Annotated in this window: 22 protein-coding genes; 4 read left to right on the forward strand and 18 right to left on the reverse strand. The window is 73.3% G+C overall.

The genetic code is table 11. The features are described from left to right. Nucleotides 1–47: 47 nt before the first annotated feature. From V1258_RS10405 to V1258_RS10420, 4 genes are all read right to left on the reverse strand, one after another. A complete protein-coding gene (locus tag V1258_RS10405) occupies nucleotides 48–1748 on the reverse strand; it encodes a ribonuclease J (protein ID WP_329744766.1) in 1701 nt (566 codons plus the stop codon). After that, nucleotides 1745–2674 (reverse strand): 4-hydroxy-tetrahydrodipicolinate synthase, encoded by a 930-nt coding sequence (dapA, locus tag V1258_RS10410; protein WP_329749615.1) that lies wholly within the window; start codon nucleotides 2672–2674, stop codon nucleotides 1745–1747. Before dapA ends, V1258_RS10405 begins: the two co-directional genes overlap by 4 nt. 52 nt (nucleotides 2675–2726) lie before the next feature. After that, nucleotides 2727–5354 (reverse strand): asparagine synthase-related protein, encoded by a 2628-nt coding sequence (locus V1258_RS10415; protein WP_329749616.1) that lies wholly within the window; start codon nucleotides 5352–5354, stop codon nucleotides 2727–2729. Between the two features lie 125 nt (nucleotides 5355–5479). Next, nucleotides 5480–6205: an HAD-IA family hydrolase gene (locus V1258_RS10420; RefSeq protein WP_329749617.1), complete on the reverse strand. Its 726-nt coding sequence runs from the start codon at nucleotides 6203–6205 to the stop codon at nucleotides 5480–5482. A 73-nt stretch (nucleotides 6206–6278) separates the two neighbouring features. On the opposite strand from V1258_RS10420, the gene V1258_RS10425 reads away from it, so the two are divergent. Beyond that, the gene (locus tag V1258_RS10425; RefSeq protein ID WP_329749619.1) at nucleotides 6279–7025 is read left to right on the forward strand and encodes an AzlC family ABC transporter permease; all 747 of its coding nucleotides are present in this window, start codon (nucleotides 6279–6281) and stop codon (nucleotides 7023–7025) included. Continuing rightward, the gene (locus tag V1258_RS10430) at nucleotides 7022–7336 is read left to right on the forward strand and encodes an AzlD domain-containing protein (RefSeq protein WP_329749620.1); all 315 of its coding nucleotides are present in this window, start codon (nucleotides 7022–7024) and stop codon (nucleotides 7334–7336) included. The genes V1258_RS10425 and V1258_RS10430 overlap by 4 nt, the downstream gene beginning before the upstream one ends. Nucleotides 7337–7409: 73 nt before the next feature. Here the strand turns inward: V1258_RS10430 and V1258_RS10435 are convergent, their stop codons facing one another. The 6 genes from V1258_RS10435 to V1258_RS10460 all read right to left on the reverse strand — a co-directional run bounded on the left by V1258_RS10435 (nucleotide 7410) and on the right by V1258_RS10460 (nucleotide 14151). Then, nucleotides 7410–7868, reverse strand: coding sequence for a hypothetical protein (locus V1258_RS10435; protein WP_329749622.1), 459 nt, complete (start codon nucleotides 7866–7868; stop codon nucleotides 7410–7412). 8 nt (nucleotides 7869–7876) lie between these two features. Next, the gene (gene dapB / locus V1258_RS10440) at nucleotides 7877–8692 is read right to left on the reverse strand and encodes a 4-hydroxy-tetrahydrodipicolinate reductase (protein WP_329749623.1); all 816 of its coding nucleotides are present in this window, start codon (nucleotides 8690–8692) and stop codon (nucleotides 7877–7879) included. 61 nt (nucleotides 8693–8753) lie between these two features. Then, nucleotides 8754–10085 carry a M16 family metallopeptidase gene (locus V1258_RS10445; protein WP_329749625.1) on the reverse strand — a complete coding sequence of 444 codons (1332 nt, stop codon included), beginning with the start codon at nucleotides 10083–10085 and terminating at the stop codon, nucleotides 8754–8756. A 141-nt stretch (nucleotides 10086–10226) separates the two neighbouring features. Then, entirely contained in the window at nucleotides 10227–12497 is a 2271-nt protein-coding gene (locus V1258_RS10450; RefSeq protein ID WP_329749658.1) for a polyribonucleotide nucleotidyltransferase, read from the reverse strand. Between the two features lie 223 nt (nucleotides 12498–12720). Continuing rightward, complete coding sequence (rpsO, locus tag V1258_RS10455; RefSeq protein WP_329744757.1) at nucleotides 12721–12990, reverse strand: 30S ribosomal protein S15; 270 nt, start codon at nucleotides 12988–12990, stop codon at nucleotides 12721–12723. Between the two features lie 144 nt (nucleotides 12991–13134). Then, the gene (locus V1258_RS10460; RefSeq protein WP_329749627.1) at nucleotides 13135–14151 is read right to left on the reverse strand and encodes a bifunctional riboflavin kinase/FAD synthetase; all 1017 of its coding nucleotides are present in this window, start codon (nucleotides 14149–14151) and stop codon (nucleotides 13135–13137) included. Nucleotides 14152–14400: 249 nt separating this feature from the next. Between V1258_RS10460 and V1258_RS10465 the strand changes: the two genes are divergently transcribed. Next, nucleotides 14401–15912: a L,D-transpeptidase family protein gene (locus V1258_RS10465; RefSeq protein WP_329749629.1), complete on the forward strand. Its 1512-nt coding sequence runs from the start codon at nucleotides 14401–14403 to the stop codon at nucleotides 15910–15912. 363 nt (nucleotides 15913–16275) lie between these two features. On the opposite strand, the gene truB is transcribed toward V1258_RS10465, so the two are convergent. From truB to rimP, 7 genes are all read right to left on the reverse strand, one after another. Next, nucleotides 16276–17238 carry a tRNA pseudouridine(55) synthase TruB gene (truB, locus tag V1258_RS10470; RefSeq protein WP_329749631.1) on the reverse strand — a complete coding sequence of 321 codons (963 nt, stop codon included), beginning with the start codon at nucleotides 17236–17238 and terminating at the stop codon, nucleotides 16276–16278. Next, on the reverse strand, nucleotides 17235–17756 hold the full coding sequence (gene rbfA / locus V1258_RS10475; RefSeq protein WP_329749632.1) for a 30S ribosome-binding factor RbfA: 522 nt from the start codon (nucleotides 17754–17756) through the stop codon (nucleotides 17235–17237). The genes truB and rbfA overlap by 4 nt, the downstream gene beginning before the upstream one ends. Further along, nucleotides 17753–18853: a TRM11 family SAM-dependent methyltransferase gene (locus tag V1258_RS10480; RefSeq protein WP_329749634.1), complete on the reverse strand. Its 1101-nt coding sequence runs from the start codon at nucleotides 18851–18853 to the stop codon at nucleotides 17753–17755. The genes rbfA and V1258_RS10480 overlap by 4 nt, the downstream gene beginning before the upstream one ends. Before the next feature lie 62 nt (nucleotides 18854–18915). Next, the gene (gene infB / locus V1258_RS10485; RefSeq protein WP_329749635.1) at nucleotides 18916–21840 is read right to left on the reverse strand and encodes a translation initiation factor IF-2; all 2925 of its coding nucleotides are present in this window, start codon (nucleotides 21838–21840) and stop codon (nucleotides 18916–18918) included. A 73-nt stretch (nucleotides 21841–21913) separates the two neighbouring features. Further along, nucleotides 21914–22240 (reverse strand): YlxR family protein, encoded by a 327-nt coding sequence (locus V1258_RS10490; RefSeq protein ID WP_329749636.1) that lies wholly within the window; start codon nucleotides 22238–22240, stop codon nucleotides 21914–21916. A 138-nt stretch (nucleotides 22241–22378) separates the two neighbouring features. Then, nucleotides 22379–23365, reverse strand: coding sequence for a transcription termination factor NusA (nusA, locus tag V1258_RS10495; RefSeq protein ID WP_329744749.1), 987 nt, complete (start codon nucleotides 23363–23365; stop codon nucleotides 22379–22381). 1 nt (nucleotide 23366) lies between these two features. Continuing rightward, the gene (gene rimP, locus V1258_RS10500; RefSeq protein ID WP_329749638.1) at nucleotides 23367–23948 is read right to left on the reverse strand and encodes a ribosome maturation factor RimP; all 582 of its coding nucleotides are present in this window, start codon (nucleotides 23946–23948) and stop codon (nucleotides 23367–23369) included. 125 nt (nucleotides 23949–24073) lie between these two features. Here rimP and V1258_RS10505 point away from each other — a divergent pair, with 125 nt between their 5' ends. Further along, the gene (locus V1258_RS10505) at nucleotides 24074–25147 is read left to right on the forward strand and encodes a DUF4439 domain-containing protein (RefSeq protein WP_329749640.1); all 1074 of its coding nucleotides are present in this window, start codon (nucleotides 24074–24076) and stop codon (nucleotides 25145–25147) included. A gap of 40 nt (nucleotides 25148–25187) precedes the next feature. Here the strand turns inward: V1258_RS10505 and V1258_RS10510 are convergent, their stop codons facing one another. After that, nucleotides 25188–26972, reverse strand: coding sequence for a proline--tRNA ligase (locus V1258_RS10510; RefSeq protein WP_329749641.1), 1785 nt, complete (start codon nucleotides 26970–26972; stop codon nucleotides 25188–25190). Between the last annotated feature and the right edge of the window lie 10 nt (nucleotides 26973–26982).

Raw genomic sequence — 26982 nt, forward strand, 5'->3', positions numbered from 1 at the left:
CTCCCGGACCGGGGAGGCGCGGGCGGGCGGTGATCACACGGCGGGGATCAGGCCTCGATGACCACCGGGATGATCATCGGCCGACGGCGCAGGCGCTGGGAGACGTAGCGGCCGATCACGCGGCGCATGACCTGCTGCAGCTGATGGGTGTCCCGACGGTTGGACTGGTCGGCGACGGCCTGCTCGAGGGCCTTGATGATCTCGGGGCGGATCCTCTCGAACACCTCGTCGTCCTCTGCCACGCCCCGGGCGTGGATCTCGGGTCCGGCGATGAGGGCGCCGGTCTCGGAGTTCACCACCGCGAAGAGGGAGATGAAGCCCTCGTCCCCGAGGATCCGACGGTCCTTGAGGTCCGCCTCGGAGATCTCGCCGACGCTCGAGCCGTCCACGTACACGTAACCGTTGGGGACCTCGCCGACGACCGTCGCGACGCCGTCCTTCAGGTCGACGACATGGCCGTCCTTGGCGAGGATGATCCGCTCGCGCGGCACGCCGGTCGCCTCGGCGATGCGCCCGTTGGCGATGAGGTGGCGGACCTCCCCGTGGATCGGCATGACGTTCTTCGGCCGGACGATGTTGTAGCAGTAGAGCAGCTCGCCGGCGCTCGCGTGCCCCGAGGTGTGGACCTTGGCGGTGCCCTTGTGGACCACCTCGGCGCCGAGCGCCATCAGCCCGTTGACCACGCGGAAGACCGCGTTCTCGTTGCCGGGGATGAGGGAGGAGGCGAGGATGACGACGTCGCCGGGCCCCACGCTCACACGGTGGTCACGGTTCGCGATGCGGCCCAGCGCCGCCATCGGCTCGCCCTGGCTGCCGGTGCACATCAGCACCACCTGGTCATCCGGCAGGCTGTCGATCCGCTTGACGTCGATGAGTGTGTTCGCGGGGACGTCGAGATAGCCCATGTCCGCGGCGATCCCCATGTTGCGCACCATCGAGCGCCCCACGAAGGCGACCCGGCGGCCGTGCGCGGCGGCGGCGTCGAGCACCTGCTGGACGCGGTGGACGTGGCTGGAGAAGGAGGCGACGACGATCTTCTGCCGTGCCTTCGCGAAGAGGGCGTCGAGGACCGGGCCGATCTCCTGCTCGCCGACGGTGAACCCGGGGACCTCGGCGTTGGTGGAGTCGGTCATGAACAGGTCCACGCCGGCCTCGCCGAGGCGGGCGAAGGCGCGCAGGTCGGTGATGCGGCCGTCGAGCGGCAGCTGGTCCATCTTGAAGTCGCCGGTGTGCAGCACGGTGCCGGCCGGGGTGGCCACGTGCACGGCGAGCGCGTCCGGGATCGAGTGGTTCACGGCCACGAACTCGCAGTCGAAGGGGCCGAAGGACTCCTTCTGGCCCTCCTTCACGGCGAGCGTGTAGGGCGTGATGCGGTGCTCGCGGAGCTTCGCCTCGATGAAGGCGAGGGTCAGCTGGCTGCCGACGAGCGGGATGTCCGGCTTCTGCCGCAGCAGGTAGGGGACCGCGCCGATGTGGTCCTCGTGGCCGTGGGTGAGGACGATCGCGGCGACGTCGTCGAGCCGGTCCGCGATGAGGTCGAAGTCCGGGAGGATCAGGTCCACGCCCGGCTGGGCGTCCTCGGGGAAGAGCACCCCGCAGTCGATGATCAGCAGGCGGCCCTCGTACTCGAGGACCGACATGTTCCGCCCCACGTCGCCCAGCCCGCCGAGCGGGGTGATGCGCAGCGTGCCCGCGGCGAGTGCGGGCGGGGCGGCCAGACGCTCCGTGAACGCCGTCCCCGCGGTCATGCCGGCCTCCGGGCCCCGTCGAGGGCGGGGATGCCGGTGGCCTGCTCGAGGGCTGCCGCGAGCTCGCGCAGCTGGTCGGCATCGGCCGGGAGGAGCGGGCCGCGCATCGCCGCGTGCGGGAGCACGCCCTGCAGGTACAGCGCGGCCTTCGCCGCGACGGCCCCGGGCATGCGATTCATGATCGCCTCGACGAGCGGGACGAGAGCGACGTGGGCGGCGCGGGCCGCGGCGAGATCGCCGCGATCGGTCGCCTCGAGCATCGCGCGCTCGAGCTCGCCCGCGACCTGCCCCACCACGGAGACGACGCCCACGGCGCCGACGGCGAGCCACGGGAGGTTCAGCGCGTCCTCGCCGGAGTAGTAGGCGATGCCGGTGCGGTCCATCACCCGGGTGGCCTGGTGCAGGTCGCCCTTGGCGTCCTTCACGGCGAGGATCCGCTCGTGCTCGGCGAGGCGGAGCAGGGTCTCCTCGGCGAGCGGGATACCGGAGCGACCCGGGATGTCGTAGAGCATCACCGGCAGGTCGGTGGCGTCGGCGATCGCCTCGGTGTGGGCGATGACCCCGGCCTGGCTGGGCTTGGAGTAGTACGGCGTGACCACGAGCAGGCCGTCGAGGCCGAGGGCCGCGTGATCGCGCGCGGCCTGCACCGAATGCGCCGTGTCGTAGGTGCCGACGCCCGCGACCACCGTGGTCCCGGGGCCGACGGCCTCCCGGACCGCGCGCGCGAGATCGAGCTTCTCGGTGTCGGTCAGCGTCGGCGCCTCCCCCGTGGTCCCGGAGACGACCAGCAGGTCGTTGCCGTGCTCGACGAGGTGCACCGCGAGCGCCTGCGCGGCATCGAGGTCGACGGCGGAACCGTCGGTCGTGAACGGGGTGACCATCGCGACCCCCACTGCGCCGAAGGGCCGCGTACCGCTGCTGCTCATGGTCTCCTCCAGGAAGGGTTGTGCTGCATGGATCCTAGCGGGAGCGGTGCGCTCAGCGCGGATCCGTGGTGCCCAGGTCGACGAGGATCGCGAGCGGGGTGCGCTGGCGGCCCTGGCCGAGGGGGTTGTCGGCGAAGGTGGCCTCGAGGCGCTCGCGCGGGGTGTCCACGTCCGTGCCGAGCACGTTGCGGCCGATGTCGTTCGCGTCCATCACCACGGTGCCGACGAAGGCGTCGCGCACGGCGGCGGGCAGGTCCGAGGCCCGGATCGCCGCGGAGATCCGCGCCGAGACCTGATCGGGATCCTTCGGCGGCAGCTTCGCGGAGACGTTCGAGGGGAAGGCCGAGTACGGGGTGGGGCCGTCGATCGCGCGCACGTTCGCGCCGACGACCTCGTAGAACACGCCCCGTCGGCCGAGCAGCTTGCCGGCGGCGCCCGCGGCGGAGGCGAGCACCACGCGCGGCAGGCCGACCTCCCGCAGGGCGAGCTCCATGGTGGTCGGGTCGCCGAGGCCGATGCCGGCCGGGGTGCGGGTGACGAAGCGGCTGAGGATCTTCGCGGCGGGGCGGGGGTGGATCTCCCAGGTGAACCACGACCGGCCCTGCGTGATCGCGATGATCTTCTCGCTGATCACGAAGTACCACGGGGCACCGGCGGGCAGGGCGCCGTCCTGGAGTCCGGCGGCGAAGGTCTCGACGCGCTCGCGGGCGATCGCCTCGACGTCGTCCCCGCGGGCGACCAGGGCGGTCTGCAGCGGGAAGCGGCGCCAGGTGATGCCGTCGGCCTCAGAGACGAGGTCGAGCTGCTTGCCGGGGTTGGCGTCGTAGTCGCTCTTGGGCCGCTCGTCCTCCTGCTCGACCGGGGTCTGGGCGACGGGGGCGGCGTCGGGGTCATCCAGGACGGCGCGCAGCCACAGCTCGAGGCACAGCAACCGCCACAGGACCTCGGTGCGATGGTGCTCGGGATGGGCGACCGCGTCGTCGAACAGGGCCAGCACAGACCGGGAGTCGGTGAAGGGCCGGGCGTCGAAGGCGTCCGAGGCGAAGATCTCGCGCACGGCCGGGGCGAGGGCGACGAGCCACGCGCCGGCGGGAACCGTGGCACCGCCGCCGCTCCGCCCGAGAGCGGCGGCGGGCAGCAGGCCCGCGGCCGCCTCACGGAGGATCCGCTGGGGTCGACCGCCGTCCATGTGAGCGGAATCCTCGAGGGAGAGGAGCAGGGTCAGCAGGCGACGGTCGAGGAAGGGCGCCCGGCTCTCGATCCCGGCGGCGCGGGACAGGCGGTCCTCGATGCGCAGCCGGGTGCGCAGCGCATCTCCGAAGACGTCTCCGACGAGGCGGGCCGAGAGGTCCTGCGCGGCGGCGGACGGGCGCACTCGCTCGTGCGCGGCGACGAAGCCGGAGTCCAGCAGGGCCGCGGCGGGCACAGGGGTGCGGGCGGCGAGGGTCTCGGAGGCCGCCTCGCGCAGGGCGGTCCGGGCGCCGACTGCGGAGCGGGCGAGGGTGCCGAGGCGGCGCCCGGACCGCAGCGCGCGCAGGTGGACGGCGAGGTGCTCGGGCAGGCCGCCCGTCGCCTCGTCGCCGCCGAGAGCGCTGAGCTCGACACCGCCGGGGGCGGCGCCGCGCAGCACCGCCCAGCGGGCGTAGGCCTCGGGGCCCGCGACGGGCTCGTCGAGGAGGAGCACGAGGTCCTGCAGCTCGGCGAGGAAACGCTGCGGGTCGAGCGCGACCAGGCGGGTCTCAAGGCGCCCCGCGGTCGCCGCCGCGAGAGCGTCGAGGTGCTCGGCCGCGCCGGGGTCGGTGCCGGGCAGGAGGGCGGCGCGCGGCTGCGGGCGGTCCGACTCCCCGGAGCCCGAGGTGGCTGCCGACGCCGACGCGAGGGTGCCGGCGAGCGCGGCCGAGGCCAGGTCGCCGGTCGCGGTCGTCGAGACGGGACCGTCCCCGGGAAGGGCGCGGTGCACCGCGTCGGCGAGGAGGCGGCGCACCTCGGCGGCGGTGCCCTGGCCGAGGGGTCGGCCGGGCCGCGAGGCGATCGCCTCGAGCTCCTCCCGGAGATGGGAGAAGCGGTCGGTCCGCACGCCGTCGGCGGAAAGGGTGACGAGCTCGCCGGGCTGCACCCGTCGCACTCCGGCGACGAGGGTCCGGGGACCGTCGTCGAGGACACCGTCGAGCAGGAAGCGGTGCACGGCGGCCTCGTCGAGGCTGCGCTCGACCCGTCCGCTGGCCAGCAGCGTCCGCACCTCGGAGGCGAGGAGCGCCGCCGCTCCCTCGCCCGCCGGGTGCTCCTCGACCCAGTAGTGCAGGGGGCGGAGTCCGAAGGGGTCCCGGGCGAGGGTCCAGGTGCCCGCCTCGGCATCGTGCAGGGCGAGCGCGAAGCCGCCGTCGAGGCGGTCCAGGGCCTCGCTCCCCCAGGCCTCGTAGGCCGCGAGGACGAGCGCGGCATCGGCGGCGGGATCCGCCGGCCCGTCCTGCGCCGCCGGGGCGACGGGGACGTCGATGCCCGCGGCCCCGAGAGCGGCGCGCAGCTCGGACCGATCGCGGAGCTCGGCGTCGAGCAGCAGGGTGCGACGGCCGTCGGCGCTGGTCGCGTGCACGGACTCGCCCGTCTGCGCCGCGCGCATCCGGCGGAGGGTCTCCTCCCCCTCGGCTCCGAGTCCGAGGCTGCCGAGAATCGCGCTCATGAACGGGTCCTTTCGACGGGATCTGTGCTCCGCGACGTGCTCTCTCGAGCGCGGGACGCGGCCGACAGAGCGTATCAATCGGCGCTCGTCCTCCCCCTCAGGCGCGACGTGATGCGGAGCGGGGATCAGGCTCCGCGGCGGGCGAGGCGCAGCGCGCCGTCCGCGACGCTCACCTCGAGGTCGTCGAGGGAGGTGACCAGAGCATCCGCTCGGGAGGCGAGCTCCGCGGCCGGCGTGGTGGTGGTCACGGCGACGGTCCGCGCGCCGGCCGCGGATCCGGAGCGCAGGCCGCCCACCGAGTCCTCGAGCACGATGGTCTCCGCCGGGTCCGCCCCCACCCGCTCGGCGCCCAGGAGGTAGGGCTCGGGATCCGGCTTCCCGTGCGCGACCTGGTCGGCCGTGACGAGGCCCGCCGGGGCGGGCAGGCCGGTGCGGGCCCAACGGGCCTCGAACAGGGGTCGGGTGCAGGAGGTGACGATGGTCCAGGTGGGGCGGCCGAGCTGCTCGGCCGCGGCGTCGAGCTCGCGCAGAAGCCGCTCGGTGCCGGGGAGGGTCCTGATGCCGGCGACATCCGCGATCTCGAGCTCCTCGATGCGCGCATGGGCCCGGTCGAGCTCCTCCGCGGTGAGCTCGGGCAGGATCTCGGCGAGGATCTGCCGCGCGGGACGCCCGTGCTCGGCATGCCCGAAGCGGTGGTCGCTGCCGAGCTCCGCCAGCAGCGTGTCCCACGCGCGCTCGACCGAGGGACCGGAGTCGATGAGGGTGCCGTCCATGTCGAGCAGGAGGGCCTGGGCGCGCAGCGGCAGCGCCTCGGGGGCTGGCGTCGCAGAGGGATCCGGAATCGCGGTCATACCCCCACGATCTCACAGGCGCGCCGGACCGCGAGGACGCATCCGCGCAGGTGAACGTATGGTGGTCGGCATCATGTCGACTGCACTTCCCGCGCCCTCGCCGCCGCCGGGCGTCCCCTCCGAGCCCCCGTCCGTCCCTGTCCCGGAGCGGCTGCGTGCGCTGCGCCGCACCGGACTCTCGATGGGCGTGGCCACCGGCCTATACGGCATCTCCTTCGGGGCCCTCGCGACCGCCTCCGGGCTCGACGTCTGGCAGGCGATGGTGCTCTCGGCGGTGATGTTCACCGGCGGCAGCCAGTTCGCGTTCATCGGCGTCCTCGGCGGGGGCGGGTCGGCGCTCGGCGCGGCGCTCGCCGCCTCCCTGCTCGGGATCCGCAACACGCTCTACGGGGTGATCCTCGCGCCGTCCCTGCCGCGCGGGGGCTGGCGCGGTCCGCTGCGCGCGCATCTGACCATCGACGAGTCCGCGGCGCTCGCCGCGTCCGGCACCACCACCGAGGAGAGGCGCACCGGCTTCTGGGCCGCCGGGGTGTGGGTGTACGTCTTCTGGAACCTGTTCACCCTGGTCGGGGCGCTGGCCGGGCAGCACGTGGCCGATCCCGGCGCCTGGGGCCTGGATGCCGCGGCGGCCGCGGCCTTCCTCGCGCTGCTGTGGCCGCGGCTGCGCTCCGGGGAGGCCGTGGCGGTCGCCGTGGCCGCGGCCTTCGTCGCCCTGCTGACCACCCCCGCGCTGCCCCCGGGGCTGCCCGTGCTCGCCGCGGCACTGGTCGCCGTGATCGCGGGGCTGCTCCCCCGGCGCTCCCCGGAGGTGCGGGGATGAGCGTGCTCTGGATCGGGGTGGTCCTCGCCTCGCTGGTGTCCTTCGGGCAGAAGTGGATCGGCTACCAGGTGCCCTCCGAGACGCTGGATCGGCCGCGCGTCTCGCGGATCACCGCGCTGCTGCCGATCGCGTTGCTCGGGGCCCTGGTCGCGGTGCAGGCGGCGACCTCGGGCACCGTGCTGGTCGCCGATGCCCGGCTCGTGGCTCTCCTCGCGGCGGCGGTGCTGCTGCTCCTGCGGGCGCCCTTCCTCGTGGTGGTGATCGGGGCGGCGGCGACCGCGGCGGTGCTGCGGGCGCTGGGCTGGAGCTGAGGCGCTGAGTCCCTGACCGGCGCCGACGGGCGCCTGCCAGCACCTGCGCGTGTCGGCGGATCGCGCGGGAGATTCAGCCGCGCCGGGAGGCGTCGATGGCCCGTCGGGTCGCGAGGCGCGCCTGCTTGCGATCGCGCAGCCCGTCGTAGGCGAGGGCGAGGCGGAACCAGGCGCGCCAGTCGTCCTGGGCGCCCTCCTGGACCGCGGTGCGCGCGACCTCGAACTCGGCGCGTCGTTCCTCGTCGGTCGGTGCGTGCTCGGCTTCCTCAGCCGGGGCGAGCGGACGCTCGCCCTCCGTCCCGTGGACGGGCTGGGCGGCGTAGCGTGCGGCGAGGCGGCCCGCGGCGAGTCCGAAGAGCACCTCCCGCCAGGTCACCCAGACGGTGAGGGCGAGGAGCACCACCACCGCGGCGGCGAGGCCGACGCCGAGCGGTGTGCCGGCCCGCACGAAGCCCCAGGCGATCCAGCCCAGGCCCCAGCAGTAGGCGGCACTGATCAGGAGGAGGGCCCCGACGAGGAGCTGCTGTCGCACGGCGGCGCTCAGCCCTGGCCGGCGGCGTCGGCGGCGTCGCCGGTGCCGAGGTCCAGGTAGCCGTCGAGACCCACGGTCAGCCCCGGATGGGACGCCACCTCACGCACCCCCAGCAGCACCCCGGGCATGAAGCTGCCACGGTCGAAGGAGTCGTGACGGAGCTGGAACTGCTCGCCGGGGCCGCCGAACTGGACCACCTCGTGGGCGACGAGCCCGCGCTGCCGCACGGCGTGCACGTGCACCCCGTCGACCACGGCCCCGCGCGCTCCCAGCGGGTCCTTCTCGGTCGCGTCCGGCACCGGGCCGAGCCCCCCGGCGGTCCGGCCGCGTGCGATCGCGGCGGCGGTGTGGCGTGCGGTCCCCGAGGGAGCGTCGAGCTTGTCGGGGTGGTGCATCTCGATGATCTCGGCGCTCTCGTAGTAGCGCGCGGCGACCTCGGCGAAGCGCATCGCGAGCACGGCGCCGATCGCGAAGTTGGGGGCGATCAGCACCCCCACGTCGGGGGCGCCCGCGAGGCGCTCGCGCAGCGCGCCGAGCGACTCCTCGGTCCATCCCGTCGTCCCGACGACGGCGTGGATGCCGTGGTCCACGAGCCAGTCGACGTTCTGCGCGGTGACCGCGGGAACGGTGAGGTCGACCGCGACCTGCGCCCCGGCCGCGGCGATGGCCTCGAGATCGTCACCGCGCCCGATCCGGGCGACGAGCTCGAGGTCGTCGGCGGCCTCGACGGCCCGGCAGGCCTCGGCGCCCATGCGTCCCTCCGCCCCCAGGACGGCGACGCGGAGCGCGGAGGCGGTGGTCTCGGGATCGGGGGTGCGGGTCATGAAGGCTCCTCGGACGGGGTCGGGCGGGTTGCGGGACGGGACGATCGGCGCGGGGCGGGGATCAGCTCTCGGGGCCGACCTCGACCCGGGTCGAGAAGGAGGCGGCGAGGCGCGCGGCGAGGTCCTGCACCGCGCGGACGTCGACCTCCCCGATGCGCCGCAGGGTCTCGTCGACGCTGGTGTAGCGGCCGTGGACCAGCTCGAGGGTGCCGAGGCGGCCCATCCGGCTGGAGGTGTCCTCGAGCCCGAGCGCGAAGGAGCCGGTGATCTGGCCCTTGGCCCGCTCCAGCTCGGTCGCGGTGATGCCGCCGGAGCCCATCTGTTCGAGTTCTTCGGCGAGCAGCTCGACCACCTGGGCGGTGCGGCCGGGGCGGCAGGCGGCGTAGAGGCCGAACAGCCCCGCGTCGCGGTATCCGGCGGAGAAGGAGTACACCGAGTACGCGAGGCCGCGCTGCTCGCGGATGTTCTGGAAGAGGCGCGAGGACATGCCGCCGCCGAGCACGCTCATCAGCACGGACAGCGCGTGGCGGTCCTCGCTGAGAGCGCTCAGGCCCTGGCCGCCGAGGTAGATGTGGTTCTGCTCCGAGGGGCGCACCAGCCGGTGCGGCGCGATCGCCGCGACGTCGAGGGCGGCCGCGGACTCGGGCGCGAGTGCCCCCTCGCGTCGGCCGCGGGCGGGCAGGGCGCCGTCGGCGAGCTCCCAGCCCCCGCGGCGGAGCCCGGCGACGAGCAGCCCCGCGAGCTCCTCGTGGTCGAGATCGCCGACGGCGGTGACCACCAGGTTCTCGGGGGTGTAGTGCTCGCGCCAGTGCTCGCGCACGTCCTCGATCGCGAGCGCGGTCACCGTCTGCTCGGTGCCGCCGACGGGCCGCCCGATGGCGGTCTCCGGGCCCAGCACCTCGGCGAGGAAGGTCTCGTACCCGATGTCCGTCGGGTCGTCCCCGGCCATCGCGAGTTCCTCGAGGATCACCTCGCGCTCGGTGCGCAGCGCCTCCTCCTCGAGCAGGCTCGCGGTGATCATGTCGGTGAGGACGTCCGCCGCCATCGGCAGGTCCGCCGAGCGGACCCGGCCGTAATAGAGGGTGTGCTCCTTGGCGGTCACCGCGTTGGAATCCCCGCCGACCTCGTCGAAGGCGGCGGCGATGTCCAGGGCGCTGCGGCGGGAGGTGCCCTTGAACAGCAGATGCTCGAGCACATGGGTCGATCCGGCGTGCTCCGGCCGCTCGTCCCGGGAGCCGACGGGCAGCCACAGCCCCAGGGTCGCGCTGCGCACGCTGCGGTCGGTCTGCGTCAGCAGGCGCACCCCGCCCGGGAGGATGCTGCGGCGCACCCCCGCGGCGGCGTCGAGCACGACATCGGAGGCGGGGTCGTCGTAGGTGAGGTCGAGAGGCATCGATCGATTGTTCCACGGGGCGAGGGGCGCTCGGCCGAGCGTTCGCTCACAGCGGCGGCCCCGTATACGCCGCAGGGGCGGCACCCTCGAAAGGGTGCCGCCCCTGGCGGTGTCCGGCGACTCGGGGTCACCGGCGCGGGATCACTCGCCCGAAGGCTCCTCGGCGGACTCCGCCGACTCGGCGGCCGCGGCCTTCTCGGCCGCCTCCGCCTCGTCGTCGATCACGGCGAGGGAGATCTTGCCGCGGGCGTCGATCTCACGGATCTCGACCTCGATCTTCTGGCCCACCTTGGCGACGTCCTCGACGTTGTCCACGCGCTTGCCGTCGTTCAGCTTGCGCAGCTGGGTGACGTGGAGCAGACCGTCCTTGCCCGGGGTGAGGGACACGAAGGCGCCGAAGTCGACCACGCGCACCACGGTGCCGAGGTAGCGCTCGCCGACCTCGGGGACCTGCGGGTTCGCGATCGCGTTGACCGCGGCGCGGGCCGCCTCGGCCGAGGGGCCGTCGGTCGCGCCGATGTAGACGGTGCCGTCGTCCTCGATGGTGATGTCGGCGCCGGTGTCGTCCTGGATCTGGTTGATCATCTGGCCCTTCGGGCCGATGACCGCGCCGATCTTGTCGACGGGGATGGTGACCGCGAGCACGCGCGGGGCGTACGGGCTCATCTCGTCGGGGGTGTCGATCGCCTCGTTGAGCACGGACAGGATCGCCAGGCGCGCCTCGCGAGCCTGCGACAGGGCGCCCGCGAGCACCGAGGCGGGGATGCCGTCGAGCTTGGTGTCCAGCTGGATGGCGGTGACGAACTCCGAGGTGCCGGCGACCTTGAAGTCCATGTCGCCGAAGGCGTCCTCGGCCCCGAGGATGTCGGTGAGCGCCGCGTACTTGGTCTCGCCCTCGACGGTGTCGGAGATGAGGCCCATGGCGATGCCGGCGACGGGCGCGCGCAGCGGCACACCCGCGTTCAGCAGGGCGAGGGTCGAGGCGCAGACGGAGCCCATCGAGGTGGAACCGTTCGAGCCCAGCGCCTCGGACACCTGGCGGATCGCGTAGGGGAACTCCTCGCGGCCCGGGAGCACCGGCACCAGAGCGCGCTCGGCGAGCATGCCGTGCCCGATCTCGCGACGCTTCGGGGAACCCACGCGACCGGTCTCACCGGTGGAGTAGGGCGGGAAGTTGTAGTGGTGGATGTACCGCTTGTGGTGCACCGGGGAGAGCGAGTCGATCTGCTGCTCCATCTTGAGCATGTTCAGCGTGGTGACGCCCAGGATCTGGGTCTCGCCGCGCTGGAACAGGGCCGAACCGTGCACGCGCGGCAGGACCTCGACCTCGGCGGAGAGCGCACGGATGTCGCGCAGGCCGCGACCGTCGATGCGGACGCCGTCGGTGAGGACCTTCTGGCGCACGACCTTCTTGGTCAGCGCGCGGAAGGCGCCGCTGATCTCCTTCTCGCGACCCGCGAGCGGCTTGCCCTCGGCGCCGAGCTCCTCGAGCACCTCGGCGAGCAGCTCCTCGGTGCGCTCCTCGCGCTCCTGCTTCGCCGCGATGGACATGACCTCGGCGAGGCGGCCGCGGGCGGCCTCGTCGACGATGCCGAAGGCGTCCTCCTGATAGTCCAGGAAGAGCGGGAACTCGCGGACCGGCTTCGCGGCCGTCGCGGCGAGCTCCTGCTGCGCGACGCACAGCGAGCGGATGAACACCTTGGCGGCCTCGAGGCCCTCGGCCACGACCTCCTCGGTGGGGGCGATCGCGCCCTGCTCCTTGATGAGGGTCCAGGAGTTGTCGGTGGCCTCGGCCTCGACCATCATGATCGCGACGTCGTCACCGACGATGCGGCCGGCGACGACCATGGAGAACACGGCCTCGTCGAGCTGGGTGAAGGTCGGGAAGGCGACCCACTGGCCACCCTCGTTGGTCGGCATGAGGGCGATGCGCACCGCGCCGATCGGACCCGAGAACGGCAGACCGGAGATCTGGGTGGAGGCGGAGGCGCCGTTGATGCCGACGACGTCGTACGCGTCGTCCGGGCCGCAGGCCATGACGGTCAGGACGACCTGGACCTCGTTGCGCAGGCCCTTCACGAAGGCGGGGCGCAGCGGGCGGTCGGTGAGACGGGCGGCGAGGATCGCGTCGGTGCCGGGGCGGCCCTCGCGGCGGAAGAACGAGCCGGGGATGCGGCCCGCGGCGTACATCCGCTCCTCGACGTCGACGGTGAGCGGGAAGAAGTCGAACTGGTCCTTGGGACGGTTCGAGACGGCGGTCGCCGAGAACACCATCGTGTCGTCGTCGAGGTAGACGGCGACGGCGCCGGCGGCCTGCTGGGCGAGACGACCGGTCTCGAAGCGGATCTCGCGACGTCCGAAGGCGCCGTTGTCGATGACGGCGGTGGTCGCGGTGATGTCGGGGCCTTCCATGGCCATGGGGATCTCCTCTGGATCGGGGTGCCCCCGGGGCGCGGTCATCGCCGGTCGCGCGCGGAACGGGATCTGCTGGATCCGTTCCGAAGGCGGCTGCCGAGGACCGAACCGGTCGGGGGCTGGACTGGTTGAGGGAGGTGCGGGTCGTGCTGGGCCCGTCACCCGCAGGTGACGGGCACATGGAACCGCCGCCCGCCCAGGGGGCGAGCGGCGGGATGTGTCACCGGCGGATGCCGAGGCGCTGGATCAGCGCGCGGTAGCGCTCGATGTCGACGCCCTGCAGGTACTGCAGGAGGCGCTTGCGCTGACCGACCAGGAGCATCAGACCACGGCGCGTGTGGTGATCGTGCTTGTGGGTCTTGAGGTGCTCGGTCAGGTACTTGATGCGGTGGCTCAGGAGGGCGATCTGGACCTCGGGCGAACCGGTGTCGCCCTCGCTGGTCCCGTACTCCTTGATGATCTGCTGCTTCGTGGCGGTATCGAAGGCCATGGCTCTCCTGGGTGTCGTTGCGCGGCGCTCCGGGGCCGTGTGCCCCGAGCTCTCTGGACGAGCCGTTCGCGCGTCCCGACGCCGAAGGGGCGAGGGAGGCGCGCAGGGGCTCTCCGCGGCCGAATTCACGGCCCGACCAGGATATCAGTCGCCGCTCGCGGAGCGGGAGGGAGTGCGGTCGAGAGTGCGGCGGGTCACCTCGACGTCGAGGGCCATCTGCGCGATGAGCGCCTCGACGGAGTCGAACTTCAGCGTGGGCCGCTGGAAGTCCACGAACTCGAGGCGGACGGTGTCACCGTAGAGGTCCAGGGTGTGGTCGTCATGCACGTAGGCCTCGACGGTGCGGCGCGGGGCGCCGTCGTCCGCGAAGGTGGGGTTCGTGCCGATCGAGATCGTCGCGGGCGCCCCCGCGAGCGGCGGCGTGCCCTCGTGCGCGGCATCCTGGGCGATCACGGAGAGCCGGCCCGCATAGACCCCGTCGGCCGGGATCAGACCCTCGGGTGTCGGGCCCAGGTTGGCGGTCGGGAAGCCCAGCTCGCGCCCGCGCTGGAAGCCGTGGTGCACGGTGTCGGTCACCGTGTGGGCCCGCCCCAGGCCCGCCGCCGCGGCCGCCACGTCCCCGCGGAGCAGCGCCTCGCGGAGCGTCGAGGACGAGATGCGACCGGTCCCGGCACCGTCCGGGCCGTGGTCGGCGACCGTCACGACCTCGAAGCCGTACCGCTCCCCCAGCTCGCGCATGGTGTCGATGGTGCCGGCGTTGGCTCGGCCGAAGAGGGCATCCTCGCCGAGCACCACGCAGCGGGCGCCGAGCGCCTCCACCAGGAAGATCCGCACGAAGTCCTCGGGCGAGTGCTGGGCGAACTCGCGCGTGAACTCGAGGTCGAGCACCCCGTGCACGCCGGCGAGCAGCAGCAGCCGGTCGCGGTCCTCGTGCCCGGTGAGCAGCGGCGGGTCGCCCGGGGTGCCCATCACGTGGCGCGGATGGGGCCAGAAGGTCACCGCGACCGGTGCGAGGGAGCGGGTCTCGGCATGGTGCACGAGCTGGTCGATCACGGCCCGGTGCCCGCGGTGCACGCCGTCGTAGTTCCCGATCGAGACCGCGGTGGGGCCGAGGTCGGCGGGCACGTCCTGGACGCGGTGCCAGATCAGGGGGCGGCTCACGACGGGGGAGGTCCTTCCGGGACAGGTGCTCGACTGCCCGGCGGGCAGGGCGGTGCGGGAACGCCGCACGACACTGTAGCCCCGGTCGAGGCGTGACGAATCTGTGACGAAGCTCGGGGCCCCGCTCCCTGGCCGCGCGGGGATACCACGATACGCTGAGGGGGTTAGGCGGCGCCGGGGAGGTACCCCTGTGCCCTTCCGCCCTCGCCGCGGAAGCTGCCACGACGGCCGCCGAGAACGGAACCGACCATGACGAACGTGACCGATACGGCCTCACTGGGAGGCCCCGCGCGACCTTCCGGCCGTCGCGGGAGCCGCCGCCTCGCGCTGATCATCGTGGCGATCCTCGCCGTGATCGCGGTGGTCCTCACCGGCGGCGCCTTCGCGTACGCCAAGCAGTTCGAGGGCAAGGCCCTCCCCGGGACCACCGTGCTGGGACAGGACGTGGCCGGGAAGACCCCCGAGGAGATCGCCGCCCTGGTGACCGATCGCGCCGAGGGCGTGGCCGTCACCGTCACCGCCGGCGAGGAGACCCACGAGGTCCCGCTCGCGGATCTCGGCGTGAGCGTCGACGCGGAGGGCACCGCCCGCGCCGCGGTCGAGCACGACGAGTCCTTGGCCGGCGTGATCACCTCCAGCTGGTCCGGCGAGCGCGCCGTCGCGCCGCTCGTGACCGTGGACGAGGCCGTCGTGTCCTCGTTCGCCACGGGCCTCGTCCCCGCCGAGGAGACCGAGCCGGTCGACGCCCAGGTCGTCTTCGACGAGGAGTCCGAGGAGTGGAGCGCGGTGCCCGGCACCGACGGCCGCGGCATCGACCCGCAGCCCCTCCTGGACGCCGTGAACCAGCAGGCCGCCTCGCTCGAGAGCTTCTCCGTCGAGCAGCCGATCGAGCAGATCGCCCCGGCGATCACCACCGAGGAGGCCGAGGGCACCCTCGCAGAGATCACCGCTCTCCTCGAGCAGCCCATGTCGATCCAGGGCCCCGAGGGCGAGACGCACGAGATCTCCTCCGAGCGCCGCAGCTCCTGGCTGTCGGTCGCGCCTGACGAGACCGGCCAGGCGCTGGCCGTGACCGTCGACGAGGACGCCGTGCGCGAGTGGGTCGCCGAGCGCGCCGAGAAGGACTCCGTCGAGGTCAAGGACGGCATCGAGCAGGTCGACGCGGAGGGCACCACCGTCAAGGTCGTCTCCGAGAAGCAGGACGGCCTTGAGGTCACCAACACCGAGGCCGTGTCCGACCAGGTCATCGCCTCCCTGACCGGCACCACCCCGCTCGAGGCGGCCTTCGAGACCCAGACCGTCGAGGCCAAGGTGGAGAAGGTCGACGCCCCCACCGAGGAGGAGACCGACACCACCGATCCCGCGAACGCCCCGACCGGCGAGAAGTGGATCGACGTGGACCTCTCCGCGAAGACCGTCACCGCCTACGTCGGCTCGACCCCGGTGTGGGGCCCGCGCTCGATGGTCGACGGCAAGGAGGGCTACGAGACGGTGACCGGCTCGTACGAGATCTACCTGCGTTACGACATGCAGGACATGACCAACGCCTCCCGGTACCCGGTGGGCCACGAGAAGTATTACTACACAGAGGACGTCCCGTGGGTGCAGTACTTCCACAACGGCTACGGCTTCCACGGCGCGCCCTGGCGCTCGTCCTTCGGCTACTCCGGCTCGCACGGCTGCATCAACATGCCGCCGCACGAGGCGAAGTGGCTGTACGACTGGGCGAGCATCGGCACCCGGGTCGAGGTGCACTACTGAGCAGCGGCGGGGTGGCCGGCGTGAGCTGCTGCTGACACCGCTCCCCCGCAGCCCTGACGACGGGCCCCGTTCGGACGAGTTCCGGACGGGGCCCGTCGTCGTCTGCGGTCGGGGGGGGCGGCCAGCGGGCGGCCTGCCGGGGACGAGGGGCCCGTCCTCCCCGCCGAGTGCTGCATCTGGACCGTCATCAGCCCCCGGAAGCGGTCCAGATGCAGCAGTCGCCGCGCCGAGCACTCAGGTAGCGGTCCAGATGCAGCAGTCGCCGCGCCGAGCACTCAGGTGACGGTCCAGATGCAGCAGTCGCCGCGCGGCCAGCGATGGTGGGGCGTCGCGATCGGCTCGGGCCGCGCGAGCGCCGCGGCGTCAGCTGCGGGCGTCGACGGGCACGACGAGGACGGGCTTCCAGCGCGTCCCGTCGGGCCGGACCACCGCGCACAGCTCCCCCGCCGGCCCGACCGCCGCGACCACCGCGGCGTCAGCGTCGGCGTCGACGGCACCAGCACCAGCACCAGCGCCCGTGGGCGACAGTTCCTGCGCCGCCTCCCGCCGCGGGACGGGGCGGCCGTCGGCGAGCTCGCGCGCGCCGTCGGCGTCCACCACGACGACCGGGAGGACGCGGGCGGCGGTCGCCCCCAGGCCGGCGAGCGGCAGGTCGACGTCGTCGCCCTCGCCGCGCGCGGGCACGTGCACCCCCTCCTCGACCGTGAAGGGGCCGACGGCCGTGCGGCGCAGCGTGGTGAGATGGCCGCCGACGCCGAGCGCGGCACCGAGGTCCCGGGCCAGGGCCCGCACGTAGGTCCCCGAGGTGCAGGTGACGATCGCGTCGAGGTCGAGGAACGGTCCCTCCTCGCGTCGAGCGGTGATCTCGAAGCGGGAGATCGTCACCGGGCGGGCGGCCAGCTCGACGTCCTCCCCCGCCCGGGCGCGGGCGTAGGCGCGCTTGCCGTCGACCTTGATCGCGCTGACGGTGGAGGGCACCTGCTGGATCTCTCCGCGCAGGTCCGCGAGCGCAGCCTCGAGGCGGTCCGCGCCGATCCCGGTCGCCTCGCGGGCCTCGCCGAGCGCCTCGCCCTCGCGGTCGTCGGTCGTCGTCGAGAGGCCGAGGCGGATCGTCGCCAGATAGGTCTTGTCCAAGCCCACGAGATGGGTCAGCAGCCGCGTCCCTTGGCCGATGCCGAGCACCAGCAGCCCGGTCGCCATCGGGTCGAGGGTGCCGGCGTGGCCCACCTTCTTCGTGCCCAGCAGCCAGCGGACCCGGGCGACCACGTCATGGCTGGTGCGGTCCGGTGCCTTGTCGACCAGCAGGATGCCGTGGGGCGCGCTCACCGGTGCTCCGGGCCCCGCTCGTCCTCGAGCTCCTCGTCCTCGGAGTCGTCCTCGAGCTCCGCCTCGTCGGCCTCGTCCAGGTCCTCGTCCTCGAGCTCCTCGCGCGGCACTCGGTACGGGTCGGCGTCGCCGGCGTAGCTGGCGCCCTCCTTGGCGGCCGCGAGCTCGGCGTCGCGGCCCCGGGCCTCGCTGAGCAGGTCCTCGATCACGCGGGCGTTCTCGGGGATCGCGTCGGCGATGAACTCGAGGGTCGGGGTGAGCCGCACACCGGTCTGGCGGCCCACCTCGCGGCGGAGCATGCCGGTGGCGCTCGCGAGCGCGGCGGCGGTACCCTCCCGCTCCTCGTCGGTGCCGAAGACGGTGTAGAAGAGGGTCGCGTGCTGCAGGTCGCCGGAGACGCGCACGTCGGTGATGGTCACGAAGCCGAGCCGAGGGTCCTTGACCCGGGTGTCGAGCATGGTGGCCACGATGACCTTGATGCGGTCGGCGAGCCGGAGGGCGCGAGGGTTGTCGCTCATGTGGGGGTCTCCTCCTGGAGGGCGTCGAGTGCTGCGAGCTGCTCGAGGCGGGGGTGGTTCGAGGGCACCGCGAGCAGGACGTCGCGGTCGATGGACTGGTCCACGCGGTGCCGGAAGGCACCGTCGCGGGTGAGGACGGTCAGGCCGGCCGCGGCGAGGGCCTCGCGGGCGGCGTCGTGATCGAGGGTATGCCGGTTCACCGCGAGGGCGATCCCTCCCCCGTCACGCAGCAGCGACCTCCAGGTCCCGGCGGCGCGGCGCAGCACCTCGAGCGGAGAACGCTGCACGCCCCCGCCGCCGTGCGCGCCATGCTGCACACCGTACGGGAGGTCGGCGACGATCGCGTCGACCGAGCGGGCGGCGAGCACCTCGCCGAGCCGCGCGGTGTCGCAGCCGAGCACGGTCACCTGCTGGGCGAGCCCTGCCCGCTGGGCTGCTTTGTCGGGGGCGAGCTCGGCGAGCGTGCGGGTGCCGAGCTGCTCTCCCCGCACGGTGAGGGAGGTGCTCGAGATCTGGTGCTTGTACCGGTGGGTGCGCAGCCAGGTGGTCAGGAAGGTCCGGTAGGCCTCGACGTCCTTGCGGTCGATGTCCGCGCCGATCGGGCTGAGGCCGAGGCGGAGGGCCCGGTTCAGGGTGGTGCCCCGGCCGCACATCGGGTCGAGCAGCGACAGCGTGCCGTCGAACAGCCCGGAGCGCCGGGTGGAGAGGGACGCGGCGAGGTTCACCAGCAGCGCGGTGAACTGCTCGTTGGTCTTGCCGGGGTACTTGAGGATGGTCTCGAGATCCTCGGGGTGGCGCAACGGCGAGGAGGCCTCGAGGGGGCGCAGCAGCCCCTCCCCCGCGATCTCGAACAGGCCGTAGGTCGTCGAGAGCAGCCCGAGCAGGGTGTCGAGCCGGTCCTCGTCGACAGTCTGCTCCGCCCGGGCCCGGACTTCGAGGGCGTGCATCCCGCCGACGGTCCGCTCGCGCACGACGACGCCGGGCCCCAGGTGCGCACCGAGGACCCAGCGGGCCTCGGCCAGCACCAGCGGCCCGGCGGCGGCGGTGTAGACGCGGTTCGCCGAGGGGGCGCGCAGTGCCAGCACCGCACGGGTCATCTCGGGTCACCTCCCGATCGTGGGGCCCGGGCGCCGCGGTGACGGCGCCCGGACCCTCCGGATCAGCTGCGGGGCTTCTCCTGCATCTCGTACGTCGTGATGACGTCCTCGAGCTGCAGGTCGTTGTAGGAGCCCAGGTTGATGCCGCACTCGAAGCCCTCGCGGACCTCGGTGACATCGTCCTTGAAGCGGCGCAGACCGGCGATCTCCACGTTCTCGGAGACCACCACGCCGTTGCGGGTGATGCGCGCCTTGGCGCCGCGCTTGATCAGGCCGCTGCGCACGATCGAACCGGCGATGTTGCCGAACTTCGAGGAGCGGAAGATCTCGCGGATCTCCGCCGAGCCCAGCTCGACCTCCTCGTACTCCGGCTTGAGCATGCCCTTGAGGGCCTGCTCGACCTCGTCGATGGCGTTGTAGATCACCGAGTAGTACTTGATCTCCACGCCCTCGCGGTCGGCGTACTCCGCGTTCTGGCCCTCGGCGCGCACGTTGTAGCCGATGATGACGGCATCCGAGGCGACGGCCAGGTTGATGTTGTTCATCGTGATGGCGCCGACGCCGCGGTCGATGATCCGCAGCTGGACCTCGTCCCCGACCTCGATGCCCAGCAGCGACTCCTCGAGGGCCTCGACGGCACCGGCCGCATCACCCTTGAGGATGAGGTTGAGGGTCTCGATCTTGCCCTCGGCCATGTGCTTGTTGATGTCCTCGAGGCTGATGCGCTTGCGGGCCTTGGACAGGGCCGCGGCGCGCTTGGCCGCCTCGCGCTTCTCGGCGATCTGACGGGCGGTGCGCTCGTCGGGGGCGACCAGGAAGCTGTCGCCCGCGCCGGGGACGGAGGTCAGGCCGAGCACCTGCACGGGGCGGGACGGGCCCGCCTCGGTGATGTTCTCGCCGTTCTCGTCGAGCATCGCGCGGACACGGCCGTGGCCGGTGCCGCAGACGATCGCGTCGCCGACCCGCAGGGTGCCCTGCTGGACCAGCACGGTCGCGACCGGGCCGCGGCCGCGGTCCAGGTTCGCCTCGATCGACACGCCGCGCGCGTCCTTGTCGGGGTTGGCGCTGAGCTCGAGGGCGGCGTCCGCGGTGAGCAGGACCGCCTCGAGCAGCGAGTCGATGTGCAGATTCTCCCGCGCGGAGACGTCGACGAACATGGTCTCGCCGCCGTACTCCTCGGCCACCAGGTTGTACTCGGTGAGCTGCTGGCGGATCTTCTGCGGGTTCGCGTCCGGCTTGTCGATCTTGTTGACCGCGACCACGATCGGCACGTTCGCCGCCTGGGCGTGGTTGAGCGCCTCGATGGTCTGGGGCATCACGCCGTCATCCGCGGCGACCACGAGGATCGCGATGTCGGTGACGTCCGCACCACGGGCACGCATGGCGGTGAACGCCTCGTGACCCGGGGTGTCGATGAAGGTGAGCTGACGCTCGGCGCCCTCGTGCTCGACGGAGACCTGGTATGCACCGATGTGCTGGGTGATGCCGCCGGCCTCGCCCGCGCCGACCTTCGCGCTGCGGATGGTGTCCAGCAGGCGGGTCTTGCCGTGGTCGACGTGACCCATGACGGTGACGACCGGGGGACGCGGCAGACGGTCCTCCTCGTCCTCCTCGGCCAGCTCGGCGTCGAGGTCGATGTCGAACTGCTCGAGCAGCTCGCGCTCCTCGTCCTCCGGCGAGACGATCTCGATCTTGTAGCCGAGCTCCTCGCCCAGCAGATCGAAGGTGTCCTCGTCGAGGGACTGGGTGGCGGTCGCCATCTCGCCCATCGCGAAGAGCACCGTGATCAGCGACGCGGGGTTGACGTCGATGCGATCGGCGAAGTCGGACAGCGAGGCGCCGCGACGCAGGCGCACGACCTGGCCGTTGCCGCGCGGCAGCGAGACGCCACCGGGCGCGGGAGCCTGCTGCTGCTCGAATTCCTGGCGCTTCGCGCGCTTCGACTTGCGCGAGCGGGCGGGCTTGCCGCCGCGCCCGAAGGCGCCCTGGGTGCTGCCGCGACCGCCACGGCCGCCACGAGGACCACCGCCGCCGGCGCCACCGCCGGCACCGGGACCGCCCGGACGGGCGCCGCCGGGCGCGCCGGGACGACCGCCGCGACCGCGACCGCCCTCACCGGGCTTGCCGGCCTCCTGCAGACCGCCGTGGGCGTGCTTGTTCATCACGCCCGGGGTGGGCATGCCGGGGCGCGGCGCGCCACCGGGACGCGGGGCACCACCCGGACGGGGAGCACCACCGGGACGGGGTGCGCCGCCGCCCTGACCGTCGCGCTGCGCGGGACGCGGGCCGCCCGGACGGGGCATGCCCTGCGAGGAGGCGAAGGGGTTGTTGCCGGGACGGGGACCGCCCGGACGCGGGCCGCCCTCGCGGGCGGGACGACCGCCCTGCTGGCCGCCGCCCTGGCCGGGCTTGCGGCCCGGACGGGGCATGCCCTGCGAGGAGGCGAAGGGGTTGTTGCCGGGGCGCGCCGCACCGGGGCGGGGAGCGGGACGCTCACCACCGGGCTTGGGCGCCGACGGACGCTCGGCCGCGGACTCCGCCGCGGGCGCGGGGCGCTCGCTCGGCGCGGGGGCCGACGGGGTGCGCTCGGCGGGCTTCTGCGGGCCGGGCTTCTGCGCGGCGGGGGCCGGACGCTCCGCGGGGGCCGACGGAGCGGGAGCCGACGCAGCCGGGGCCGCGGGGGTTTCCGCGGCGGGGGCCGGGGAGGCACCGGGCTTCGGCGCGCCACCGGGCTTGGGGGCGGCGCCGGGCTTCGGCGCACCACCGGTGCGGGGCGCGGAGGGGCCGCGGGATCCCTCGGAGTTCTGGGGGGCGCTCTTGGCGCTGTTCTTGGGGGGCAGCTCGTCGCGGAGGCGACGGGCTACGGGAGCCTCGATGGTCGACGAGGCGGAGCGGACGAACTCGCCCATGTCCTGCAGCTTCTGCAGAACGACCTTGCTCGGGTGTCCGAGCTCCTTGGCGAGCTCGTGGACGCGGACCTTAGCCACATTTCTCCTGTCTCGGTCCGGCCGACAAGAGGGCTCGGACCATTACTTCCTGAGGGTGCTCATTTGCGAGTACTCATCGGATGTCCATGGGTTCTTCTACCTGTTCCACTCGGGTGGGGTCGGAGGCCTCGAGATCCCGGGCGACCAGCCCGGTGTCGACCGCGCCGCGGAAGGACCGGGCGAAGCCGCCTCGCCGCAGGGCGAGGTCGAGACATGATGCCTCGGGATGGAGCCACGATCCGCGGCCGGGCGCGGACCCTGTGGGATCCACGCGCACTCGCGGAGCGGCACCGTCGGGAGCGGGCTCCCGGACCAGACGCACCAGCTGCTCGCGCGGAGCCACCTGACGGCAGCCGACGCACGTGCGCTCGGGACGATGTGCTGCGGTGCGTGCGGTCACGCCTCACACCTCCGTCCCGATCGCGTCCGCCCGGTCGCGGTGCGGGACGGACCCGCGCCTCTCCTGGGCGAACAGCCTCCCCAGTGTAGCGGACCGCGACTCCGCCGCCCTCACCGGCGAGGCGTGGGACACATCGGCTCAGGCGCCGGTGTCCTCAGCAGGGGCGGCATCGGGGCGGATGTCGATCTTCCAGCCCGTCAGCTTCGCGGCGAGGCGGGCGTTCTGCCCGTCCTTGCCGATCGCGAGGGAGAACTGCGCCTCGGGGACGATCGCGCGCACGGCCCGGCCGACCTCGTCGATCACGGTGACCGAGGTGACCTTCGCCGGAGAGAGGGCGTTGCGGACGTAGGTCGCCGGGTCCTCGTCGAAGTCGACGATGTCGATCTTCTCGCCGGCGAGCTCGTTCATCACCGCGCGGACGCGGGCGCCCATCGGGCCGATGCAGGCACCCTTGGCGTTGAGGCCGGGCTGGACGGCGCGCACCGCCATCTTGGTGCGGTGCCCCGCCTCGCGGGCCATGCCGGCGATCTCCACGGAGCCGTCGGCGACCTCGGGCACCTCGAGAGCGAACAGCCGTCGCACCAGGTTGGGATGCGAGCGGGAGAGGATGATCTGCGGACCCTTGGGGCCGCGGCGGACCTCGGTGACATAGGCGCGCAGGCGACGCCCGTGGGAGTAGTCCTCGCCGGGGACGCGCTCGTGCGGAGGGAGCACCGCCTCGACCTCGCCGAGGTCCACCATCACCAGGCGCGGATCGCGACCCTGCTGGATGATGCCGGAGACGATGTCGTCCTCGCGGTCCGCGTACTCGCCGAGCACCGCCTCGTCCTCCAGGTCGCGGATGCGCTGGAAGATCACCTGGCGGGCGGTCGAGGCGGCGACGCGGCCGAAGTTCTCCGGGGTGTCGTCCCACTCCTCGAGGACGGTGCCGTCCTCGGCGAGCTCGCGCGCGATCACGGCGACCTCGCCGGTGCGCTCGTCGATGACGACCTCGGAGTCGCGGACGGGGTGATCGGTGTGCAGGTAGGCCGCGTGCAGGGCCGAGCGGATCGCGTCCAGCAGCACGGGCAGACGGATGTCCCGCTCGCGCTCGAGCGCGCGCAGCGCTCCCATGTCGATGTCCATCTCAGCTCTCCTTCTCGGCGGGGTCTTCGGCGTCGGCCAGCAGCTGCTCGAGGTCCGCGGGCGGGTCGAACTCGACCTCGACGCGGGCGGCGAGCACCTCCGACAGGGGCAGGCGCAGATGCTCGGGAGTGCCGGCGGGCAGCTTCCGGGGCCGACCCTTCTCGTCGCGTCCGGGCTCCTGACGCAGACGCAGCCCGTCGTCCGCACCGACCGCGAGCAGGCGGGCGCGCAGCTCCGTGCCGTCCTGGGTGGTCAGCGCGAGGAGCCGACCTCGCGAGCGGCGGAAGTGACGGGGCAGGGTCAGCGCCCGGTCCACCCCGGGGGTCGTCACCTCGAGGACGGCGGGGTCGGGGCCCAGCAGCGCATCGTCGGCGTCGATCAGGTCGTTGAGGGCGCGGGAGGCCTCGGCGACGGCGTCGAGGTCGGCGCTGCCCAGCTGGTCCTCAGGCAGATCCACCACGAGGCGGATCTCCGGCAGGGTGCGGGGGCCCCGGACCTCGATCTCCTCGAGGACCAGTCCGTGGTCCGCCAGGACCCGCTCGGCCGTCTCCCGCAGAGCGGAGTGCGCATCCGGTGCGCTCATCATCCGCTCACCTCCTCCTGCAGCTGCTTGTGCCTCCGGGCGAGGGGTCGCCGCGGGCGGCTCCAGGATAGTGTCCCGCGCGGTCCGACCGCCTCCTGTGAGGGGCACGATGCGAGAATCGTCCCGTGCTCGCACCGCTCCCCCGTCGACCGTCCGCCCGCCCCGTGCCCCGCAGGGCGCTGCTGCTGGGCGGCGCCGCCCTGCTGCTCGCCGGGTGCGGGCCGGTCCTGGTGGGCTCCCCCGAGGAGTACACGCCGCCGCCGCCGGGGATCGACGACCTCTACCGGCAGGACCTGCTGACGCGCTTGGACCGTGCCGTGGCGGGGACCGCGGCGGTCCTCGCCGCCGCCGGGGGCGCGCCCGCGGCGGATCCGGAGCTCTCCGCCGCTCTCGGCGTCCTCGAGTCGGCGCTCCCCCAGCAGCGGCTCGCCCTGCTCACCGGGGCGGAGGCCGAGAAGGAGCAGGAGGCGCAGTCGGATCCCGATCCGGAGGCGACCACCACCCCGGCACCGACCGACGTGCCGCAGGACCTGCCCGCCCTCGTCACTCTGCTGGGCGCGCTGCGAGATCTGGCCGTGCAGGCCTCAGTGCAGATCTCCGGATCGCTCGCCCGTCCGGTCGCCGCGCTCGCTGCCCACACCGAATGGATCGCGACCCGGCTCGACGACGCCGCCGGGACGTCCTCGCTGACCGCCGTGCCCGTGGCCGCGGACCTCGTCGCCACCCGGGAGGTGCCCGCGAGCGATCCGCCGTCGATCGGCGCGGAGTCCGACTACCGCTCGAGCCTGCAGCGGGCCCAGCAGGAGGAGTGGTACGCCGGCTATGCGCACGAGGTGCTGGCCGCCCGTGCGGAGGGCACCGCCCGGGAGCAGCATCAGGCCCTCTCCCAGCGCCACCGCGACCGGGCCGCCGCCCTCGCCGCGATCGCCGAGGAGGACGGCGCGCCGGTCGTGGCCCGGCAGGCCGTCTACGCGCTGCCCGCGGAGATCCCCGACGAGCAGCTCGAGGGGGTCCTCCCTGGGATGCTCGCCCGGGGACTGCTCGGGGACCATCTGGCGCTCGTGGGGGCCGCTCCCTTCGCCAGGCGCGCGCTCTCCGTCGTCGCCGCTCTCGAGGAGGCGCAGTCGCTCGCCGCGATCGTGAGCACGCTCGCCCCGCTGCCGAGCCTCGAGACGGAGGACCTGCCGCCCGCGGACTGAGCCGCGCCGGCAGGACGCCGATCTGCGGGCGGCGCCGAGCTCAGGCCCCGCGGACGGCCGCGAGGACCTGGTCGACGGCCTCGCCGACGGGGACGACCTGCTGCTCGCCGCTCGCACGGTCGCGGACCTCGACCACACCGTCGGCCAGACCGCGGCCGATCACCACGGCGGTGGGGACGCCGAGCAGCTCGGCGTCCTTGAACTTCACGCCCGGGGAGACCTTGGGCCGGTCGTCGTAGAGCACCTCGAGCCCGCGGGCCTCGAGCTCGGCGGCGATCCGCTCGGCTTCCTCGAAGACAGCCGCATCCTTGCCGGTGGCGAGGACGTGCACATCCGCCGGGGCGACCTGGCGCGGCCAGGCGAGGCCCTTCTCATCGTGGTTCAGCTCGGCGATCGCGGCGACCGCGCGGGTCACGCCGATCCCGTACGAGCCCATCGTGACGACGACGGCCTTCCCGTTCTCGTCGAGCACCTTGAGGTCGAGGGCCTCCGCATACTTGCGGCCCAGCTGGAAGATGTGCCCCATCTCCATGCCGCGGGTGAGGCGCATCGGACCGGAGCCGTCGGGTGCCGGATCGCCGTCGCGCACCTCGGCGGCCTCGATCGTGCCGTCGGCCGTGAAGTCGCGGCCGTAGACGAGGTCGTACACATGCTTGCCGGCCTCCCCGGCGCCCGCGACCCACGAGGAGCCGGGAACCACGCGCGGGTCCACGAGATAGCGGATCCCGGACTCCGACTCGGAGCCCAGACCGGCCGGCCCGATGTAGCCCTTGGTGAGCACCGGGTGCTGGGCGAAGTCCGCCTCGGTGAACGGGGCGGCGACCGCGGGGGCGAGGGCGGCCTCGAGCCGCTTCTCGTCGACCTCCCGGTCGCCGGGCAACGCGATGACCAGTGGCTCGGTGGAGCCGTCCGGGTTGGTGAGCAGGTAGACGAGGTGCTTGAGCATCTCGTAGCGGGTCCACGTGCCGTCCTCCGTGACGGGACCCTGCCCGGGGAACGCCTCGTTGGAGAAGTCGGTGAGCGCGGCGATGGTGCTCGCACCCGGGGTCTCCTCGACGTGCATCGCGGGCAGCGCGGCGATGGCGGCCGGATCGAGCGCCGCGGGCGGCAGCGTAGTGACCGCCTCGACGTTCGCGGCGTAGCCGCCGTCGGAGACCACGAAGGTGTCCTCGCCGACGGCCGTGGGGTGGAGGAACTCCTCGGAGCGGGAGCCGCCCATGGCACCGGCGTCGGCCTGGCAGATCACCACCGGCAGACCGAGCCGCTCGAAGGTGCGCTGGTAGGCGCCCCGCTGCTTCTCGTAGGAGGCGTCGAGCCCGGCATCGTCGACGTCGAAGGAGTAGGCGTCCTTCATGATGAACTCGCGGGTGCGCAGCAGGCCCGCGCGGGGCCGCGCCTCGTCGCGGAACTTGGTCTGGATCTGGTACAGCATCGCCGGCAGGTCCTTGTACGAGGAGTACAGGTCCTTCACCGTGAGGGTGAAGATCTCCTCGTGGGTGGGGGCGAGGAGGTAGTCGTCGCGCCGACGGTCCTGGAGCCGGAACAGGGTCGGGCCGTACTCCTCCCAGCGGCCGGTCGCCTCGTAGGACTCGCGCGGCTGCAGCGCGGAGAACAGCATCTCCTGCGCGCCGATGCGGTCCTGCTCCTCGCGGACGATCTGCTCGACCTTCCGCAGCACCTTCAGTCCCAGCGGCAGCCAGGTGTACACGCCGGCGGCGCTGCGGCGGATGTATCCCGCGCGCACCAGCAGCCGGTGGCTCGCGACCTCGGCGTCGGCCGGGTCCTCCCGCAGGGTGCGGACGAACGACGACGACAGACGGATCATGGGCAGCGGC

The sequence above is a fragment of the Brachybacterium sp. J153 genome, assembly GCF_036311905.1.
In the GTDB taxonomy this organism is placed as follows: Bacteria; Actinomycetota; Actinomycetes; order Actinomycetales; family Dermabacteraceae; genus Brachybacterium.